Here is a 16,782-nt window from a genome sequence, read left to right as displayed (position 1 = left end):
ACGCCGCCACGCCGTGCCGGGAGCGGATTAGTCCAACAACCGTTTATCTGGTCTGCGCGCGGGAGCCCCGCGACATCAGGCCGTCTCGGCAGCGCGCGCACACCAGATAAACGCTTAATCGTTTGGCTGACGCCGTAGGGGTAAAGGTCGGCACTACAAGCGATTAGTGTATGGAGGCACGGAGCGCGGCGGTGATCCTCGGTGGTGGCTGCGCGGGCAGCTGCAGATTCAGCCGCTCGAGCAGCAGTTGCTGGTCGGCCTCCGGCTCGGTGTAACGGCTCAGAATGAGGGTACGGCCATCGGTCGTCGGTAGCTGGACATCGACCATCTGGATGGCGGCGAATTTCTCCAAGGCAGACCTTGGGGTCAGACCCGGAGCGAGGGGGCGCAGACGGGCCTTCAGGGTGACTTGGAGACAATAGGCCAGGAAGGCGACGAAAATGTGCGCATCGATCTGCCGATCCAGTTGGTGGTAAATGGGGCGAATGCTCAGGTCGCCTTTGAGCTCTTTGAATGCCTGTTCGACTTCGGTCAGTTGGATATACCAGGTCCAGAGTTGAACGGGGTCGTTGCCGGTGAGATTGGAGCGCAGCAAATAGCGGCCTTCACGGCGGCGGACCTGGCGTAGTTTCTTGCGATTGAGCGAGAAGGTGAAGGTGGCGGCAGTGACGGATTCATCGGGTGCGGGCACCTGGATGCGCATCAACCCATAGGCGCGCCCGGCGTCTTTCTTGGCCGCGCCGAGTTTCAATAAGAGCTCGTCACGGCTGAGGGTTTGCCGCTGCAATTCCTGAAGGCGTTTGCATAAGCGCTTCAGCCGCCGCCGGCGCATGGCCCGTTCCTTGTCTTGCCGCCCGGCGCTGCGGGCCAGGACATACAACTCGCCGTCTTGATCCAAGAGCTTGACCGTGACCTGGTCGCGCACCGCGGCCCAGGGCTTGGTCAGAAAAGACTTTTCCAGCTTGGTCAAGCGGCCTTTGGGGGTACCCACCAGATAATGCACCGGTGGGTCTGAGGCGCGCATCAGGGCCAGGGTCTCTTCGGTCGGAATACCGCGATCCATGACCCAGATGCGCTCGGCCTTGCCGTATTGGGCCTCGATCTTGGCGAGGGCGTCGGTGAGGGTTTGTTTATCCAGGGTATTGCCGGCGAGCACCTCGTAGGCCAGCGGAAAACCCTCCGGGGTGACGATCAGGGCGATGATGACCTGGACGCAATCGGAGCGCTTGTCACGGCTGTAGCCGAATTTGCGCTTGCCGTGCTCGGGCGGGTCGCATTCGAAATAGGTGCTGGTCAGATCGTAGAGGAGCAGGTCGAAGCGCGCATCGAACAAAAGCCGCCAGCGCTCCTGGAGGAAGGAGAACAACGCCTGCTTGTGCTCCACCAGATAATCCAGACAGCGATAGAGGGTGTGACTCTGAGCAATTGAGAAATTCTCGCCGAGCAGGTCACCCATGGCACTGTGATCGAACCAGTGACGGTGCAGGCGCCATTCACTGCCGGGGTCGATCAGACGATAGGCGACCAGGGTCTTGAGCACATTCAGCCAACGCGTCCCTTTGCGGCTCGTTGGCAGTCGCGGCTGCCAAAAGGTGTCAAGTTGCAGTTGGTCCCACAACTCGCAAGCCAACCAACACGCGCCCCATTGTCGGGGACGACGCAGCTGCAATCCGCTCAACTTCACCTGGACCACTGCGCAGGCCAGTTCCGGCGCCGGGCGGTCCTCCGGAAACAGCGCCAACTGCGTCGCAGTACCGGTGTCCTCGTCGAAGACGGCCATGGAGCGGCACCAGGCCGCGCGCTGCACGTCGTTGATCTCCCCGAGATACAACACATGGCGCTGCACCACCCGCCCATCCGCGACACGGCGATTCTCCACGACGCTCCAGTAGCGGTGCTCTTTGCCGTCTTTCTTGCGGATTTTGGAGCGTAGGAACATGCCAATAGTGTCCTCGGCTCGGTGCTTTCGCTCAAGGACCAAGGTCGGCACTACAGCCGCTTTTGCATGAAGCGCTCTGGTGCGATCAGATACTTGCCCCACTTCCCGAGGTCGATCTGGCCCGAAAATCGAGAAATCCAGGGTCGAATAGTCGAAGTCGGGCTAGCACGCGAAGACGACTGGGACGGGGAGCGGGTGCCCGCAGCCGATTGTAACGGCCGGCGGGGGCCGGCCTAGGGGTCACGGGAATTTCGCCATTACCTCGAATGGGGCATCCTGGCCTACGGCTTCGCCCGGGCCAGATGTTCGGACTGCGGGCATGACTTTCTCGTCGCCTTCTCGTGCAAGGGGCGCGCGGTGTGCCCGTCGTGCAACGCCCGCCCTAAGGCGTGAGACCGCCGCGCATCTGGTCGATCATGTCGTGCCGCCGCTGCCCGTTCGCCAGTGGGTCCTCTCGGTGCCGAAGCGCCTGTCGGTGCCGAAGCGCCTGCGCTGGTACCTGGAGCGCGAGCCCCGCGCCGTCAGTGCGGTCCTGCACATCTTTCTGCGGGTCATCGAGGCCCATCTTCGCGCAACCATTCCTACCGCCTCGCCCCGGGCGCGGCTTGGGGCGGTCAGCTTCGTGCACCGTTTCGGCTCTGCGCTGAACCGCCACGTTCATTTGCACTGCTGCATCATCGATGGCCTGTTCGATCCCGGCGAAGACGGCCAGGTCCGCTTCCTCCACGCCCCGGCACTGACGACGGATGAGATGGCCACCATCACCGAGCAAGTGCGCCGACGGGTACTACGGTGGTTCGCCCGCAGCGGTCTGCTCGAGCCCGCGGAGGCGCGCGACATGCTCGGCTGGGCGCATGGCGGCTTCTCGCTGGATGCGGCGGTGCGCATTGCTGGCCAGGATCGCGCCGGGCTGGACCCTCAAGGCGGCTTGGATTTCCTATCCCAGCCATCCATCGCCGCTTCGCGTTACCATGACCGGGTTTCGCTTTCGTTTTTCCAGAGGACCAGATGGCAAGTTACAAGACCAACGAGTTCAAGGGCGGGCTCAAGATCATGCTCGACGGTGACCCTTATAGCATCGTCGAGAACGAATTCGTCAAGCCCGGCAAGGGCCAGGCCTTCAATCGCACGCGGGTGAAGAACCTCAAGACCGGGCGGGTCGTCGAGCGCACGTTCAAGTCCGGGGATGCGGTCGAGGCCGCCGACGTGATGGAGACCAACCTGCAGTTCCTGTACTACGACGGCGAGCTCTGGCACTTCATGCACCCGGAGAGCTTCGAGCAGCTCACCGCCGACGCCGTCGTGGTCGGCGATACGGCCAAGTGGATCAAGGAGCAGGATGTCTGCAACGTGATGCTCTACAACGGCCAGCCGCTGAGCGTAGACGCGCCGAACTTCGTCGTGCTGGAGATCACCGAGACCGACCCCGGCCTCAAGGGCGATACCTCCGGGGGTGGTGGCAAGCCGGCCACGCTGGAGACCGGTGCGGTGGTCAACGTACCACTGTTCGTGCAGATCGGCGAGCGGATCAAGGTCGATACCCGCACCCGCAGCTACGTGTCGCGGGCCTGATATACCCGTCGCGGCAACGCCACCACCAATGATCATCGGCCCCGTGATGCCCGGACCAGTGACCACCGGGCCGGCGCCCGCCAGTTCGCCCGAATGGCGACCGACCACGACGCGCGCCGCAATCGCCGCGCGCGCGACGCTGCTGGCGCGCCTGCGCGACTTCTTCGGCGAACGCGGGGTGCTGGAGGTCGAGACGCCGCTGCTGTCGCGCGCCGCCACCACCGACCCGGCGCTCGCGAGCCTGCTGACCCGTTACACCGGGCCGGGGGCGCCGGACGGTCAGCCGCTGTATCTGCACACCTCGCCGGAATACCCGATGAAGCGCCTGTTGGCCGCCGGCAGCGGGCCGATCTATCAGGTCTGCAAGGTGTTTCGGGATGGCGAGCGCGGGCGGCGCCACCACCCCGAGTTCAGCCTGCTGGAATGGTATCGCCAGGGCTGGACCCTGGCCGCGCTGATGGACGAGGTCGCGGACCTGTGCCGACTGCTGCTCGCGCGACCAGACCTGCCGGTCAGGCACCTGACCTACCAGCGGCTGTTTCAGGACCGACTCGGGCTGGACCCGTTCCAAATTGATGCCGCGAACCTGCGCCGGGCCGCCATCGACGCCGGCGTTCCCGGTGCCGGGACGCTGGACCTGACATGCGATGGTTGGCTGGACCTGTTACTGACCCATTGCCTGGAGCCGGCACTGGGTCGCGGGGCGCTGACCTTCATCACCGACTACCCGCCGAGCCAGGCCGCGCTGGCGCGGATCCGGCCCGGTCCGGTGCCGGTCGCCGAGCGTTTCGAGTGTTATCTGGAGGGCATGGAACTGGCGAATGGCTTCCTTGAACTCACCGATGCCAATGAACAGCGCTAGCGCTTCGCGGCGGACCTCGCGGCACGATGCACGGACGGGTTGCCCGCGGTGCCGGTCGATGCGGCGCTGCTGGCCGCGCTGGCCGCTGGCCTGCCGGACAGCGCCGGGGTTGCGATCGGTCTCGACCGGCTGTTGATGCTCGCGCTCGACGCCGATAATATCGACGCGGTGCTGTGCTTTCCGCTGGAGCGGGCCTGAGATGAACATCAACTTAGCAAGATCTGAGCAAGATCTGAGCAAGACGGCCAACGGCACGGCATCCCGATGGCGCCATTCACCGCCATGCTCGCGGCACTGCGCGCCCTGATCGCCCGGCGGTGGCGACCGCGGGGGCCGCTACTGGGGCGGACCGCGGCGCGCCGGCGGATCAGCGAGGCGCAGTATCGCCTGCTGGCCGACAACGCCGCGGATGTCATCTGGACCATGTCACTGGATGGCGAGATCACCTATGTCAGCCCGTCCGTGGAGCGACTGCGCGGTTTCACCCCGGCGGAGGCCATGCAGCAGCCGCTCGAGGAGATCCTGACGCCAGCGTCGCAGGCGATCACGCGGGACTATTTCGCCCGCCTGGCGCAGCTCCGCCAAGCCGGCCAGCCGTTGGAGCGGGCGCGCAACGAGCTCGAATATCGCTGCCGGGATGGCTCGACGATCTGGTGCGATGTGCACGTGTTGCCGGTCTACCGCGCGGACGGCACCCCGCTGGAGTTGCTCGGGGTGTCGCGGGACATCACCGCACTGAAACGGGCCGAGCGCGAGGCGCTTCAGGGCGAGCAGCGGATCCGCAAGATGCACCAGCAGCTGCCGGTTGGCATCGCGGTGGCCGGCCTGCAAGAAGACCAGCGCATCTTCTACCGCAACACCATGTTCGATCGGACCTTTGGCTGGACATCACAGGAGATTCCGACCCACGACGCCTGGTTTGCGCGAGCCTATCCGGACGCGGCCTATCGCCGCGCGGTGGTCGCTCGATGGAGCGCCGCGATTGCTGCGGCCACGGACGGACAGATAGCCCCGCAAGAGTTCCGCGTCACGTGTCGGGACGGCCAGTGCAAAGATGTCTCCATCGCTGGCACGGTGCTCGATGACCGGCTGGTCTGCTCTTTCGTCGATATCAGCGAACGCAAGCGCTTCGAGGCGGCGCTGATGCAGGCGCGGGAAGCGGCGGAGACGGCGAATCGCGCACTCCGGCAAGCGAACGCCGAGCTGCAACGACTCGCCGTCACGGACCATCTCACCGGCGTCTGGAACCGGGCCCGTTTCGAGGACGCGATGGGAGCAGAGGTCGCGCGCGCGACCCGTTACGCCACGCCCGTGTCGCTGTTGTTGGTCGATATCGACCACTTCAAGCTGATCAACGATACCCATGGCCACCTCGTCGATGACCGGACCCTCATCGAACTGACCCATCGTCTCCGCGACCAGGTGCGCGAGGTCGATGTGCTGGCCCGTTGGGGCGGCGAGGAATTCGTCGTGCTGATGCCGCACTGCGGGGTGCGCCAGGCGCAACAGGCGGCGGAAAAGCTGCGGGCGCTCGTTTTGGACCGCAGCTTCCCCGGCGTCGGCAGCGTCACCGTGAGTATCGGTGTCGCCGATTTCCAACCCCCGGAGACCAGTCACGCCTGGATCAAGCGGGCTGACGATGCCCTCTACGCCGCCAAGGTCGGGGGCAGAAACCGCGTCTGTGTTGCCGGAGGGGAGGGCCGATGACCGAAACCGTTGATCCGCTTCGGTAACCGGTTGCGATGATGCCTTTCAAACCCGTTTGGGCTTCGGCCTGCAACGGGCGTCGCGCGAGGGCGGTCCGCCATGTTTCCGGACCTTGACCTCATCACACCCCGCATTCACTACCGTCCTGTCTCAGCGCCGGCCTGGACCCTCAAGGCGGCTTGGATTTCCTATCCCATATCCCATTCCCACAATGAGGCCTATGGCATTGAACATGAGCCGTTGGCTGCGCCCGGATAAGGACATGGCGCTTCGCTTGCCCGTGGCGTCGCGGACGGGGGCAGCCGTGCTCGGCGGCTATGCGCTGGCCCACACCTTGCCGCTCGCCGTCACGGCAGCGATGGGCATGCCCGCAGCCGAAGCTGTGCTGGCCGCGATCCAGCTGAGCTTCGTCGTGTATGCGGGGGCTGTGCTGTGGGCCTTCGCGGCCCGCAGCGTGCTGATCGCATGGTTCGGCTTGCTGCTTCCTGCGACGCTCGCGGGTCTGGTGGCTTGGGGGTTGGGGTGAGCGTCCGCGAGGCCGGTGATTCGTCAGGCGGATTCGCCTACCCGCGCCAGGATTGCATTGATGACATCGTCGCCGATGAAGTACCCGCTCGTGCGCATGTCGTTCAGGATGGGCGCGGCCCGGGGGATCAGGCCTTGACGTTTCGCCAGGCCAACTACCGCCGCCACGCCCATGACGGCAAATCCGCGCGCACGCGCCTCGGCTCGGCCTGCGCGGTCGTCCATGATCAGCAGGGGCATCGCAAAGGTTTCAGCCAGCAACATTGCACTGGCTTCGCCGTCATCCACACCGGGATACCGAGGATGCCATGGCGCAAGGTCGACATCACGGCATTGCAACCAGCCGGCCTGGATTGCAGCAGCGATGGCGTCCTGCCCCGGAAAACGGCCGCTATCAAGTACTTCGGCGCGAATCTGTCCGGTGATTCCGACAGCGCCAAACAGGCCCCGCAACAACGGCAACTGAGCAACGCGGGACAGCGCGATCAGCGGGCCGGCATCCGCGATGAGGACGCGGGTCAATTTTGCGGGGCCAGCCACTGGGCACCGGTTTCCATTTCCTCGGCGACATCATCGGCGGAACCACCATACAACGGAATGCCCATGCCAGAGAGCAGGCTCAGCATATCGGCCAGCGAGACCTGCGCGATTTTGGCTGCCGTCGCGACCGAGATGTCTCCGCCGCGAAAAAGGGATACCGCCAAGGCACTGCGCACATGGGGCAGGTCCGCGATGCCCAGTTGCTCCATGCCGATCAACAAGGCATCCGGGGTGTCCCGGTTCATGACGATGACCGGGCCATTCTTGGCCGCGCGCAGGGCGACGGAAGGATTGCTTTTGAGTTGTCGGACATTGACTGCATGCATGCTTGTTCTCCCAGGATGTAGGAACAAGTTTCACTATAAGCCAGATTCCGGAGGAAGGCCATGAAGGACTTTTTCCGCCAGTCCATGGCCTGGCTGCATACCTGGGTCGGCGTGCTGCTCGGTTGGGTGCTGTACTTCATGTTCATCACCGGCACGGCTGGCTATCTGGACACCGAAATCGACCGCTGGATGATGCCGGAGGCGTCGGTGGTCGACTACGCCGTGCCCACTGAGCGCTCGCTCGCAGCCGCCATCGACCACCTCGACGCGCACGCGCCTACGGCGCAGCGCTGGTTCATCAGTCTGCCGCTGGACCGGAACGAACCCTTCCTCCGCGTGTTCTGGAGCGGCGCAGAGGGTGAGGGCGTGGAGGAAAGTGGCAACTAGCACCTCGACCTCTTGACCGGCGCGAAGCTCGTCGGTCGGGATACCGCGGGCGGCCAGACGTTGTACCGGATGCATTGGCGTTTGCACTACCTTCCAGCCGAAACGGCCTACTGGATCGTCGGGGTGGCGACGATGTTCCTGTTCGTCGGCCTGATCACCGGCGTGATCGTGCACAAGAAGATCCTCACCGACTTCTTCACCTTCCGCCCGGCCAAGGGCCAGCGGTCATGGCTGGATGCCCACAACGTCGCGAGCGTCGTGACGCTGCCGTTCCTGCTGATGATCACCTGGTCCGGGTTGATCTTCATGATGTTCACCTACATGCCGCTGATCGTCGCGGCCTGGTATGGGCCAGGTGAGGAGAACCGGCAGAGATTCTTCGACGAGGTATTCACCCCGCCGGCGCTGGTCGAGGTCAGCGGCGAACTGGCCCCGCTGGTGGCGCTCGATCGGGTCGTGGCCGAGGCACAGCGGCGGTGGGACGGTGTGCCGGTCGCTTCGCTGGATATCCGCCACCCGAACGATGCCAACGCGCGCATCGTCGTGCGGGGCGACATCGCCGCAGGGCCCTTGCGCGCAGCCGACCTGACCACGTCAACCTGCTGGTGTTCGACGGGGTGAGCGTCGAGCTGCTGGCCGAACAGCCCGCGCTGCATTCGAATGCCAACGGTTTCCATGATCTGATGCTTGGCCTGCACGAAGGGCTTTTCGCTGGACCGCTGCTGCGTGCCCTGTACGTCCTCTCCGGTCTGCTCGGTGCGGCGATGATCACCACCGGGCTGGTGCTGTGGGCCGTCAAGCGCCGCCAGCGCATCGAGAAGGCGCGGGAAGCGCCGCACCTCGGCCTGCGGCTGGTGGAGAAGCTCAACGTCGCCACCATCATCGGCCTGCCGGTAGCCATCGCCGCTTACTTCTGGGCCAACCGGCTGCTGCCGCTGGAGCTCGTCAATCGAGCCGACTGAGAGATGCACAGCCTGTTCCTGGTGTGGCTGGCGATGTTTCTCCACGCCGTACTTCGCCCGACCACCCGCGTGTGGGCCGAGCGTCGTCGACACCGCCCGTAACGACTGTTGTGCGCCCCAGCTCAGGCGCAGCACTTCGTGGATCTTGCGCATGGATAACCGTTCTCTTGGCATGGGCCTCCCCCTTCGCAGCAGGCAAAAAGGGCGGCAGCTTACTTGGGTTATCCCGCAACGCGATCCGTGTGCCAGTGGCTGTCCGGATTCCCCCGGAACAGTGTCCGGAATCAGCTCGGAATCGGTGTCCGCTTTCCGCTCGAAGCGCTGTCCGCTTTCACTTCGAGCAGGTGTCCGCTTTGGATCGGAATCGGTGTCCGGATCCCGTCGGAATACTCAGTTTGTCCGGGCTTGCGCCGGCCGTGCCGATGGCCACGGCGAAGGGGTTGTAGGCGGCTGTGGTCATGGGCAGACCGATGACCCGCGACGTGCGCTCGTTGAAGGCCTTGGGCGAGAGCACGAGGAAGGGATACACGTCCCGCATCTTCCGCCCGCGTTGCGGGTTGCAGTCGATCCCGATGACCTCCTGCCGATCCGGCACCCAGGACGGGACGGTCTTCACCATCGTTCGGCGCCGAGGCCCCGGGCGCAGCCCCGCCCTGGTAGAGTGGGTCGAGACGAGGGACCTGGTCGGGTCGGTGATGCGGGTCCAGGTGGCCCGCGAACTGGCCCGGCTGCTCACGCCGGGGGCGATGTGATTATCCTCGGGTGCACCCATTATTCACAGGTGATGCCGCTGATCCATGAGCTTGCCGGGCCGGCCGCGCCGGGAGTGATTCGGCAGGCGCCGTTGCCAAATCCCGTGATCCGTCGCTGACCGAGCCGACCCGAATGAAACCGACCTTTCTATTACCGATGTTGTTCCTGCTGACCATGAATACATTCGCTGCCGATATCGAGAAGCCCCTGTTCGATTTCTCAAAAGAGATCAGTTCCAGCGTCTGGCAAGTCGTCAATGACGACGTCATGGGCGGTATCTCGACCAGCCGCTTCGAGCTGACGGATGGCCTTGCGGTCTTCCGCGGCGTGGTGTCGTTGGAGAATTTCGGCGGCTTCGCCTCGGTGCGCTCGCTGCCGGCCCATCACGATCTGGGTGGCAGCGATGCGTTCGTCATCCGCGTGCGCGGCGACGGACGGCGCTATAAGCTCACCGCGCGGACGGATCCAAGCTTCGACAGCGCCGTCTATCAGTTGAGCTTCGCGACGAAGCAGGGCGAGTGGGAGGAGCATCGGCTGCCATTCAGGGATTTCGTGCCGACCTTCCGTGGCCGTGTGCTGTCGGGCGAGCCCCCGCTCGATGCGGGAAAGATCGCATCGGTCGGCTTCTTGATCGCCGAACGACAGGCCGGTCCGTTTCGATTGGAGATCGCCTGGATCAAGGCGGTGCCGTCGGCGTCGCCGTGATCATGTCGGCCCTGGCCGTTCCAAGGTCAATCCTCGGGCGCATCTCGCATTCTGGCGGCACGAGTGCGGGGCGCGGGCTTCCATGTGGCATCACAGGACAGGTACCACGGATGCCTTGCAGCCTCGGTCGCCCCCAGGCGGAAGAGGCCGAACTCGATGATCCGAGCGGCTAAGCGCTCCAGAACAAGTCCGTCAAGTCCGTCGTGATCTTGCCGCCCGTCTCGAGTGGCAATGGGACGTCGGTGAGGTCTTCGGGCGAGGCGACGTCAGCGTAGCAGTGACCCGCGGCGCGGCGATGGATGCTGAGCCGGCGTCCGATCAGATCCACGAGCCACCCCGGCCGATGGATCAAGGGCGGTCTCGAGACCCCTTGGCGGTGAACCGCGGCAATCCGATCTCCCAGCGGATGGCGATCAGGCGCAGCAGGAAGATGACGGCCCCCGCGGCCAGGGCGGCGATCCAGCCCGCCATGTCGAGCGCCATGAGACCGAGCAGGATCAGCGCCCCGGTCCAGGCGGCGGTGGCGTAGAGGGTGCCCTTGAAGACCAGCGGTTCCTCGTTGCACAGGACATCCCGCAGGATGCCGCCCATTACCCCTGTGACCACGCCCATGAAGCTCGCGACCAGCCAGGGGGCGCCCCAGGCGATGGCTGCGTTGGTGCCGGTGATGGTGAAGAGGGCCAGCCCGGCGGCGTCCGGGATCAGGAAGAATCGGGTCGGAAGGACCACGAACCGGGCGAGGAAGAAGGTTGTGCAGGCGGCGCTGAGCGCGCCGATCAGGTAGGTCTGGTCGACGACCCAGAACACCGGCCGGTCGAGCAGCAGATCCCGCACCGAACCGCCCCCCAGAGCGGCCGCCAGCGCAACGATGATCATGCCGAACAGGTCGAAACGCTTGCGCCCGGCCTCCAGCACGCCAGCCGCGGCCATCATGGCCACGGCGCTGAGGCCGATCCAGTACATCAGCTCGTCGAGGTGGGGCGGCACGCGTGAATCCGCTGGGGGACAGGTTGCGCCCAGCATACAGGACGTTCAGGAAACGGCAATGTGACCAAGCATCGTTCCGCGTAGATAACGGGAACGTCTCGCTAGAGGCGCTCCATCCTCTGGCCCCTGGACCCCGAACAGGCCTACCGATCTGATGGGGCGAACCAGACACTGGCTGTGCGGTTTCCATCACTGATGTGGTCTCCGTGCCGGCCGGGATCACCGCGGGCGAACCCGGCTTGCCCCTGGGCTACGGGACTCAGTGGTGGTTCGGTCGATGCCGGAATGCGTGGCGCGTAATTTGCTTAAGCTCTGACTGCTGACTGCGAACGATCGTCGCGACGGGACATCGTCGCTCGACCTGGGTTTCGTTATACTCGAAAGGCCATAACGCCATCGTCGCCAAACCGGAGTGCCGACCATGACGCCGCCACAAACCGGCCTCGACACCGCCGCCATGCTGAGGTTCGACCTGAACCAAAAGGGGTTCGTCGGGCGCGGCCGTATCGAATTGCTGCACCGGATCGGTGCCACGGGGTCCATCTCGCAGGCGGCGAGGGATATGGGCATGTCCTACAAGCAGGCCTGGGATGCGGTCGATGCGATGAACAACCTGTCGGAGCGGCCACTGGTACGACGGCGGACCGGTGGCCGCCACGGGGGCGGGACCGAACTCACGGACGAGGGCCGGCGTCTGATCGCCGTCTACGAGGCGGCGGCGCAGGAGCACGACCGATTCCTCGCGCGGCTGCGCGACGGGATCCGCGATTTCGATCGTTTCCACAACCTGATAGGAGCCTTGAACATGAAGGTCAGTACCCGAAACCACCTGCGGGGCGTCGTCTCCGCGATTACGCTTGGCGCCGTCAACGCCGAGGTCGTCCTCGATATCAACGGCACGCCTCTGGTCGCCATCGTCACCAACGAGAGCGTGCAAGCACTCGGATTGGCCCCCGGCATCGAGGCCTACGCGCTGATCAAGGCCTCGTTCGTGATCCTGGCAACCGAGGATGGAGGGCTCAAGACCTCGGCCCGCAACCGCTTGTGCGGCACCGTCGAACGCCTGACCGACGGTGCCATCAACACCGAGGTGGTGTTGGAGCTCGACGGCGGCGCCCGCATCACCGCGATCATCACCCACGAAAGCGCCCGCGAGCTCGGTTTGGTGAAGGGCGGTCGGGCTTGCGCCCTGATCAAGGCCCCGCACGTGATCCTGGCGGTGCGGGATTGAACGACGGGAGATGCCGGTTTCGCAATCGGCGTTATGGTTATAAAAATATAACGGAGATCTTGCATGAAACGCATTGTCTTGCTGATGTGGCTTCTGGTCTTTGGTTGGTCGGGCGTGGCCTCGGCGGCCGAGTTGCGCGTTGCCGTCGCGGCCAATTTCCTCGGAACCTTGCAGCAGCTCGCTGCGCTCTACGAAGAGGAGACGGGCGATCGGGTGACGCTGAGTGCGGGATCCTCGGGGGCCCTGTATGCGCAGATCGTCAATGGTGCGCCATTCGATCTGTTCTTCTCGGCCGACGCGGCCCGTCCGGCGGCCTTGGTCGAAGAGGGTTTGGCCGATCCGGCGTCGCGTTTCACCTATGCCCTGGGCGTGCCGGTGCTGTGGTCCGACTCAGTGATGGACATGGGCGATCCACGGGCATTGCTAGCTGGCGATAGCTTCCGGTTCCTCGCACTGGCCGACCCGCGCAACGCCCCCTATGGTGTCGCGGCGCAGCAGATCCTGACGGCTTTCGATCTGTGGGACGCGCTGGATCGCGATAGACGTCTGGTGCGTGGCCAGACGATCACGCAAACCTACAGCCAGATCGCCTCGGGGGCTGCCGAACTGGGCTTCGTGGCCCTCGCGCAGGTCAAGGATGCCGATGGTCGCATTGCCGGTAGCCACTGGATCCCGCCCGCGGAGCTCTATGACCCCATCACACAGGATGTGGTGATGCTGGCGCGGGCGCGGAATCCCGATGTGGCGCGGCAGTTCCTGGATTGGATCCGTTCGGAACGAGCCACCGGGATCATAGAGGCCGCCGGCTATCAAGTCTCCCAATAGAAAAGCCAGGGATCATCGAACCGCGAGACAGGGGCGCGAGGGCTCACGAGGCTCGCGATTGGGCTGCTCGGCACCGATACTCCCCAGCAACCTTCGTGAAGATACGGGGCGGGTGTGCCACCCGCCCCTCCGCCAGCGCGGCGGCAATTCCGATCGAGGCCTGATGACCAAACCTGTTTTGCCCTTACGTTGCCTCGAAGGCTCGGTACGAGGAATCCGTTAACATGCTTTCCCCACAGGATGCCACGGCCCTTTGGGTCACCTTTCGTCTGGCGCTGATCAGTACCGCGATCCTGCTGGTCCTTTGCACGCCATTGGCCTGGTGGCTCGCGCATACGCGGTCGCGAGGTCGCGTCGTCGTCGAGGCCCTCGTGATGCTTCCGCTGGTCCTGCCGCCGACGGTGTTGGGTTTCTATCTGCTGCTGCTCCTCGGTCCCCGCGGCTGGGTCGGGGGAACGCTGGAGTCGCTCGGCTTCAATCATCTGGCCTTCACCTTCACGGGACTCGTGATCGGGTCGATGATCTATTCGTTGCCCTTCGTGATGCAGCCCCTGACCAACGCCTTCCAGACCACCGGGCGCCGCATGCTCGAGGTCGCGGCGACCTTGCGGGCCTCGCCAGTCGATCGCTTCTTCTCCGTCGTGATGCCGCTGGCGCGTCGGGGTTTCTTGACTGCGGCGGTCCTGTCCTTCGCCCACACGCTCGGTGAGTTCGGCGTCATCATCATGATCGGGGGCAATATCCCTGGCGAGACGCAGGTGGCCTCGATCGCGATCTACGATCACGTCGAGGCGATGGACTACGCCTCGGCTCACCGTCTGGCCCTGATCCTGGTGTTGCTGTCCTTCGCGTTGTTGCTGGTCGTCTATGGACTGAACCGGCGTTTCAAGGTCGTGGGGATCGGCCAATGACGATCGCGGCCCGATTTTTCGTCGACCGTGGTGCCTTCGTGCTCGATGTCGATCTCCTGATCCCAGGTCGGGGGGTCACCGCGTTGTTTGGGCGGTCGGGGTCCGGCAAGACCACGATCCTGCGTTGTCTGGCCGGGCTCGAGCGGCTGCCGGGTACGCGGCTCCAAGTCAATGGCGAGGTCTGGCAACAGGATGACTATTTTCGGCCGGTCCACCAGCGTCCGCTCGGCTACGTCTTTCAGGAGGCGAGCCTATTCCCGCACCTTCGTGTGCGCAAGAACCTGCTGTACGGTCTGACGCGGGTGCCGGAGACGCAGCGCCGGGTCGCCTTCGACGAGACAGTAACCCTCCTCGGTCTCGACGGCCTGCTGGAGCGTTTTCCGGATCAGCTCTCCGGCGGTCAGCGTCAACGCGTCGCGATCGCCCGCGCCCTGTTGACCAGCCCACAACTCCTGCTGATGGATGAGCCGCTCGCGTCGCTGGATGTCACCAGCAAGGCCGAGATCCTGCCGTACCTCGAACGCCTTCATGATGAGCTCGCGATTCCGGTCGTCTACGTCAGCCATTCACCCGACGAGGTCGCGCGGCTCGCCGATCACCTGGTGCTGCTGTCGGAGGGCCGCGTCGCCGCGGAGGGGGGGCTCCAGGAGACGCTGGCGCGCCTGGATCTTCCGATGGCCTTCTCGGAGGACGCCGGTGTCGTGATCCAGGCCGTCGTCGCCGCGCACGATGACAACTATCACCTGTCCCGGCTGGATTTCCCGGGCGGCAACATCGTCGTTGCGCGCCGCCGGGAACCGCTTGGCCATCGGCTGCGGGTTCGGGTGCATGCCCGCGATGTCAGCTTGGCGCTCGAACGCGCCCGGGGCACCAGCATCGCCAACCTGCTGCCCGCGACCGTCACCGGAATCGCCGATGCCGATACACCGGCGCACGTGCTGGTCCGTCTGGAGGCCGAGGGTACGCCGCTGCTCGCGCGGATCACCCGCCGCTCGCTCGATCAGCTCGGGGTCGCACGGGGTAAGGCGATGTGGGCGCAGATCAAGGCCGTGGCGCTGCTGGCTGATTGAAGGCGCCGCACCGACCGTCCGCTGCATCGAGAGAACCTTTCCATTGAACAAGAACACACAAGCCTTTTCGTGGGGAGCCGGTATCGGCACCTTGGGCGGACTGATCGGGTTGGGCGGGGCGGAGTTCCGGCTGCCGGTCTTGGCTGGCGTCTTCCGGTTCCGGATGCTTGATGCGATCGTCATCAATCTGATGATCAGCCTGGTGACCGTGGTCTTCTCGCTGATCTTCCGGGTTGGGCTCGGTGGGTTGGAAACGCTTTCTCCATACTGGTACGTCGTGTTGAACCTGCTGGCCGGCTCGCTGCTGGGGTCCTGGATCGGGGTGCACTATGCCACGCGGGTCGAAGAACGCGTCCTGGTCGGCGTCGTGGTGGCCATGCTGGTCTTCCTGAGTGTCGTGCTCATGAGTCACCAGTGGCTGTTCCAGGCCGGCGGCATCGGGCTGCCGCTGCCGGTGACGATGGTTCTCGGCTTCGCCGCCGGGCTGCTGATCGGGGTCTTCTCCAGTCTGCTCGGTGTCGCGGGCGGCGAGTTGCTGATCCCGACGATCCTGTTGCTCTATGGTCTGGACATCAAGGTCGCCGGGAGCTTGAGCCTCGCCATCAGCATCCCGACCATCCTGATGGGTCTGTCGCGTTATCGGGCCAAGCGGTGCCTCGAAGAGGTCCGGTCGCACCGCTCCTTTATCGGCGCCATGGCCCTCGGCTCCGTGCTCGGCGCCTTGGTCGGCGCCCTGCTGCTGCCCTACGTGCCCGGCACGGCGCTGCATCTGCTTCTCGGGATCATCCTGCTGATCTCGGCCTGGAAGCTGGCACAGAAGGCCCGGCCCAGCAAGCCGTCCGAGCCGCCCGAGGGGACCACGCACGGGTGAGCGCTCGAACAGATCGCGCGCGGCGCGCGGCATCAGATTGCGGATCGGCTGGCGACGGATTCAGCCGATCACCATCGAGCAGATCGACCAAGCCGAGGAGAATCTGATCCAGCGCCGGGTGACACATCTAGATCAGTTGGCCGACAAGCTCCGCGAAGACCGGGTGCGGCGGATCATCGAACCGATGCTGTCCGGCACGACGCTCGGCGAAGTGCCCGACGATGATCGGCAATATCTGGCCTGGCCTTTCGGCGCCAGCACGGGCAACCCTTGTTGGGTAATACGCTTTACCATGACATCGCTCCCCACTTGGTGCTGATGGCGTTTCTACACCGGGTGGTCAACGGTGGCGGAACCCTGGAGCGAGAATAGGCCATCGGTCGGGGGCGGATGGATCCGTGCTTGCGCTATGGCGCGGTGACCTTGGGCATCGAACTCGAGGTTTGGCGTGATGGGGAACCGGACCCCTTGGATGAGGGACTGGTGCAACTGGACGGCTATCTGGCCGGACTGGGCCTGGATGCGGGTTGGTTGGTGATCTTCGACCGCCGCACCGGCCAGCCGCCGAGTCGGGAACGCACCGCCTGCGCGGAACGGCCCAGTCCCGAG

General features: G+C 64.9%; 19 protein-coding genes and 4 pseudogenes. 16 read left to right on the top strand and 7 right to left on the bottom strand.

Annotated features, from left to right (window positions below; all coding sequences use genetic code 11):
- Positions 1 to 163 precede the first annotated feature (163 nt).
- Positions 164 to 1,939, bottom strand: a complete 1,776-nt coding sequence (locus ABC977_RS17225) for an IS1634 family transposase (RefSeq protein WP_369668511.1) — start codon at positions 1,937 to 1,939, stop codon at positions 164 to 166.
- Positions 1,940 to 2,212: 273 nt separating this feature from the next.
- Here ABC977_RS17225 and ABC977_RS17220 point away from each other — a divergent pair, with 273 nt between their 5' ends.
- Entirely contained in the window at positions 2,213 to 2,332 is a 120-nt protein-coding gene (locus tag ABC977_RS17220; protein WP_369668512.1) for a transposase zinc-binding domain-containing protein, read from the top strand.
- On the opposite strand, the gene ABC977_RS17215 is transcribed toward ABC977_RS17220, so the two are convergent.
- Positions 2,322 to 2,666, bottom strand: a complete 345-nt coding sequence (locus ABC977_RS17215; protein WP_369668513.1) for a hypothetical protein — start codon at positions 2,664 to 2,666, stop codon at positions 2,322 to 2,324. The two genes, ABC977_RS17220 and ABC977_RS17215, sit on opposite strands and share 11 nt — an antisense overlap.
- Here ABC977_RS17215 and ABC977_RS17210 point away from each other — a divergent pair.
- The 5 genes and pseudogenes from ABC977_RS17210 to ABC977_RS17190 form a co-directional block, all read left to right on the top strand.
- Positions 2,562 to 2,786: pseudogene (locus tag ABC977_RS17210) on the top strand (transposase); the annotation flags it as partial. The gene ABC977_RS17215 and the pseudogene ABC977_RS17210 sit on opposite strands and share 105 nt — an antisense overlap.
- A gap of 161 nt (positions 2,787 to 2,947) precedes the next feature.
- Positions 2,948 to 3,511 (top strand): elongation factor P, encoded by a 564-nt coding sequence (gene efp / locus ABC977_RS17205; RefSeq protein ID WP_369668510.1) that lies wholly within the window; start codon positions 2,948 to 2,950, stop codon positions 3,509 to 3,511.
- A gap of 28 nt (positions 3,512 to 3,539) precedes the next feature.
- Positions 3,540 to 4,571 (top strand): annotated as a pseudogene (epmA, locus tag ABC977_RS17200) (EF-P lysine aminoacylase EpmA).
- 66 nt (positions 4,572 to 4,637) lie between these two features.
- Positions 4,638 to 6,080 carry a sensor domain-containing diguanylate cyclase gene (locus ABC977_RS17195; RefSeq protein WP_369668509.1) on the top strand — a complete coding sequence of 481 codons (1,443 nt, stop codon included), beginning with the start codon at positions 4,638 to 4,640 and terminating at the stop codon, positions 6,078 to 6,080.
- 220 nt (positions 6,081 to 6,300) lie between these two features.
- On the top strand, positions 6,301 to 6,606 hold the full coding sequence (locus tag ABC977_RS17190; RefSeq protein ID WP_369668508.1) for a hypothetical protein: 306 nt from the start codon (positions 6,301 to 6,303) through the stop codon (positions 6,604 to 6,606).
- A gap of 23 nt (positions 6,607 to 6,629) precedes the next feature.
- Here the strand turns inward: ABC977_RS17190 and ABC977_RS17185 are convergent, their stop codons facing one another.
- A complete protein-coding gene (locus ABC977_RS17185) occupies positions 6,630 to 7,127 on the bottom strand; it encodes a PIN domain-containing protein (protein WP_369668507.1) in 498 nt (165 codons plus the stop codon).
- Complete coding sequence (locus tag ABC977_RS17180; RefSeq protein ID WP_369668506.1) at positions 7,124 to 7,471, bottom strand: UPF0175 family protein; 348 nt, start codon at positions 7,469 to 7,471, stop codon at positions 7,124 to 7,126. The genes ABC977_RS17185 and ABC977_RS17180 overlap by 4 nt, the downstream gene beginning before the upstream one ends.
- 60 nt (positions 7,472 to 7,531) lie before the next feature.
- On the opposite strand from ABC977_RS17180, the pseudogene ABC977_RS17175 reads away from it, so the two are divergent.
- Both ABC977_RS17175 and ABC977_RS17170 read left to right on the top strand, forming a co-directional pair.
- A pseudogene (locus tag ABC977_RS17175) lies at positions 7,532 to 8,200 on the top strand (PepSY-associated TM helix domain-containing protein); the annotation flags it as partial.
- Positions 8,201 to 8,334: 134 nt separating this feature from the next.
- Positions 8,335 to 8,820 (top strand): PepSY domain-containing protein, encoded by a 486-nt coding sequence (locus ABC977_RS17170; RefSeq protein WP_369668505.1) that lies wholly within the window; start codon positions 8,335 to 8,337, stop codon positions 8,818 to 8,820.
- A 331-nt stretch (positions 8,821 to 9,151) separates the two neighbouring features.
- On the opposite strand, the gene ABC977_RS17165 is transcribed toward ABC977_RS17170, so the two are convergent.
- A complete protein-coding gene (locus ABC977_RS17165; RefSeq protein ID WP_439849207.1) occupies positions 9,152 to 9,439 on the bottom strand; it encodes a type II toxin-antitoxin system PemK/MazF family toxin in 288 nt (95 codons plus the stop codon).
- Positions 9,440 to 9,705: 266 nt separating this feature from the next.
- On the opposite strand from ABC977_RS17165, the gene ABC977_RS17160 reads away from it, so the two are divergent.
- Entirely contained in the window at positions 9,706 to 10,278 is a 573-nt protein-coding gene (locus tag ABC977_RS17160) for a CIA30 family protein (RefSeq protein WP_369668504.1), read from the top strand.
- Between the two features lie 169 nt (positions 10,279 to 10,447).
- Here the strand turns inward: ABC977_RS17160 and ABC977_RS17155 are convergent, their stop codons facing one another.
- On the bottom strand, positions 10,448 to 10,630 hold the full coding sequence (locus ABC977_RS17155) for a hypothetical protein (RefSeq protein WP_369668503.1): 183 nt from the start codon (positions 10,628 to 10,630) through the stop codon (positions 10,448 to 10,450).
- Positions 10,627 to 11,265 carry a trimeric intracellular cation channel family protein gene (locus tag ABC977_RS17150; protein WP_369668502.1) on the bottom strand — a complete coding sequence of 213 codons (639 nt, stop codon included), beginning with the start codon at positions 11,263 to 11,265 and terminating at the stop codon, positions 10,627 to 10,629. The genes ABC977_RS17155 and ABC977_RS17150 overlap by 4 nt, the downstream gene beginning before the upstream one ends.
- 421 nt (positions 11,266 to 11,686) lie before the next feature.
- Here ABC977_RS17150 and ABC977_RS17145 point away from each other — a divergent pair, with 421 nt between their 5' ends.
- From ABC977_RS17145 to ABC977_RS17115, 7 genes and pseudogenes are all read left to right on the top strand, one after another.
- Positions 11,687 to 12,496, top strand: a complete 810-nt coding sequence (locus tag ABC977_RS17145; protein WP_369668501.1) for a TOBE domain-containing protein — start codon at positions 11,687 to 11,689, stop codon at positions 12,494 to 12,496.
- Between the two features lie 63 nt (positions 12,497 to 12,559).
- Positions 12,560 to 13,321, top strand: a complete 762-nt coding sequence (modA, locus tag ABC977_RS17140; protein WP_369668500.1) for a molybdate ABC transporter substrate-binding protein — start codon at positions 12,560 to 12,562, stop codon at positions 13,319 to 13,321.
- A gap of 224 nt (positions 13,322 to 13,545) precedes the next feature.
- Positions 13,546 to 14,232: a molybdate ABC transporter permease subunit gene (gene modB, locus ABC977_RS17135; RefSeq protein ID WP_369668499.1), complete on the top strand. Its 687-nt coding sequence runs from the start codon at positions 13,546 to 13,548 to the stop codon at positions 14,230 to 14,232.
- Positions 14,229 to 15,302 (top strand): molybdenum ABC transporter ATP-binding protein, encoded by a 1,074-nt coding sequence (gene modC / locus ABC977_RS17130; protein ID WP_369668498.1) that lies wholly within the window; start codon positions 14,229 to 14,231, stop codon positions 15,300 to 15,302. Before modB ends, modC begins: the two co-directional genes overlap by 4 nt.
- 43 nt (positions 15,303 to 15,345) lie before the next feature.
- On the top strand, positions 15,346 to 16,173 hold the full coding sequence (locus tag ABC977_RS17125) for a sulfite exporter TauE/SafE family protein (RefSeq protein ID WP_369668497.1): 828 nt from the start codon (positions 15,346 to 15,348) through the stop codon (positions 16,171 to 16,173).
- A 37-nt stretch (positions 16,174 to 16,210) separates the two neighbouring features.
- Positions 16,211 to 16,492 carry a hypothetical protein gene (locus ABC977_RS17120; RefSeq protein ID WP_369668496.1) on the top strand — a complete coding sequence of 94 codons (282 nt, stop codon included), beginning with the start codon at positions 16,211 to 16,213 and terminating at the stop codon, positions 16,490 to 16,492.
- A 71-nt stretch (positions 16,493 to 16,563) separates the two neighbouring features.
- Positions 16,564 to 16,782 (top strand): annotated as a pseudogene (locus ABC977_RS17115) (ATP-binding protein); the annotation flags it as partial.

Source organism: Thioalkalicoccus limnaeus (assembly GCF_041197575.1).
GTDB lineage: Bacteria > Pseudomonadota > Gammaproteobacteria > Chromatiales > Chromatiaceae > Thioalkalicoccus > Thioalkalicoccus limnaeus.
Note: the sequence above shows the minus strand (reverse complement) of the source record. Positions and strands in the feature narration are given on the sequence as shown.

Bases quoted from the DNA above. Each gene is read 5' to 3' on its own strand.
- ABC977_RS17225 (WP_369668511.1), bottom strand. From the start codon at position 1,939: ATGTTCCTACGCTCCAAAATCCGCAAGAAAGACGGCAAAGAGCACCGC.
- efp (WP_369668510.1), top strand. From the start codon at position 2,948: ATGGCAAGTTACAAGACCAACGAGTTCAAGGGCGGGCTCAAGATCATG.
- ABC977_RS17195 (WP_369668509.1), top strand. From the start codon at position 4,638: ATGGCGCCATTCACCGCCATGCTCGCGGCACTGCGCGCCCTGATCGCC.
- ABC977_RS17190 (WP_369668508.1), top strand. From the start codon at position 6,301: ATGGCATTGAACATGAGCCGTTGGCTGCGCCCGGATAAGGACATGGCG.
- ABC977_RS17180 (WP_369668506.1), bottom strand. From the start codon at position 7,471: ATGCATGCAGTCAATGTCCGACAACTCAAAAGCAATCCTTCCGTCGCC.
- ABC977_RS17165 (WP_439849207.1), bottom strand. From the start codon at position 9,439: ATGGTGAAGACCGTCCCGTCCTGGGTGCCGGATCGGCAGGAGGTCATC.
- ABC977_RS17160 (WP_369668504.1), top strand. From the start codon at position 9,706: ATGAAACCGACCTTTCTATTACCGATGTTGTTCCTGCTGACCATGAAT.
- ABC977_RS17145 (WP_369668501.1), top strand. From the start codon at position 11,687: ATGACGCCGCCACAAACCGGCCTCGACACCGCCGCCATGCTGAGGTTC.
- modA (WP_369668500.1), top strand. From the start codon at position 12,560: ATGAAACGCATTGTCTTGCTGATGTGGCTTCTGGTCTTTGGTTGGTCG.
- modB (WP_369668499.1), top strand. From the start codon at position 13,546: ATGCTTTCCCCACAGGATGCCACGGCCCTTTGGGTCACCTTTCGTCTG.
- modC (WP_369668498.1), top strand. From the start codon at position 14,229: ATGACGATCGCGGCCCGATTTTTCGTCGACCGTGGTGCCTTCGTGCTC.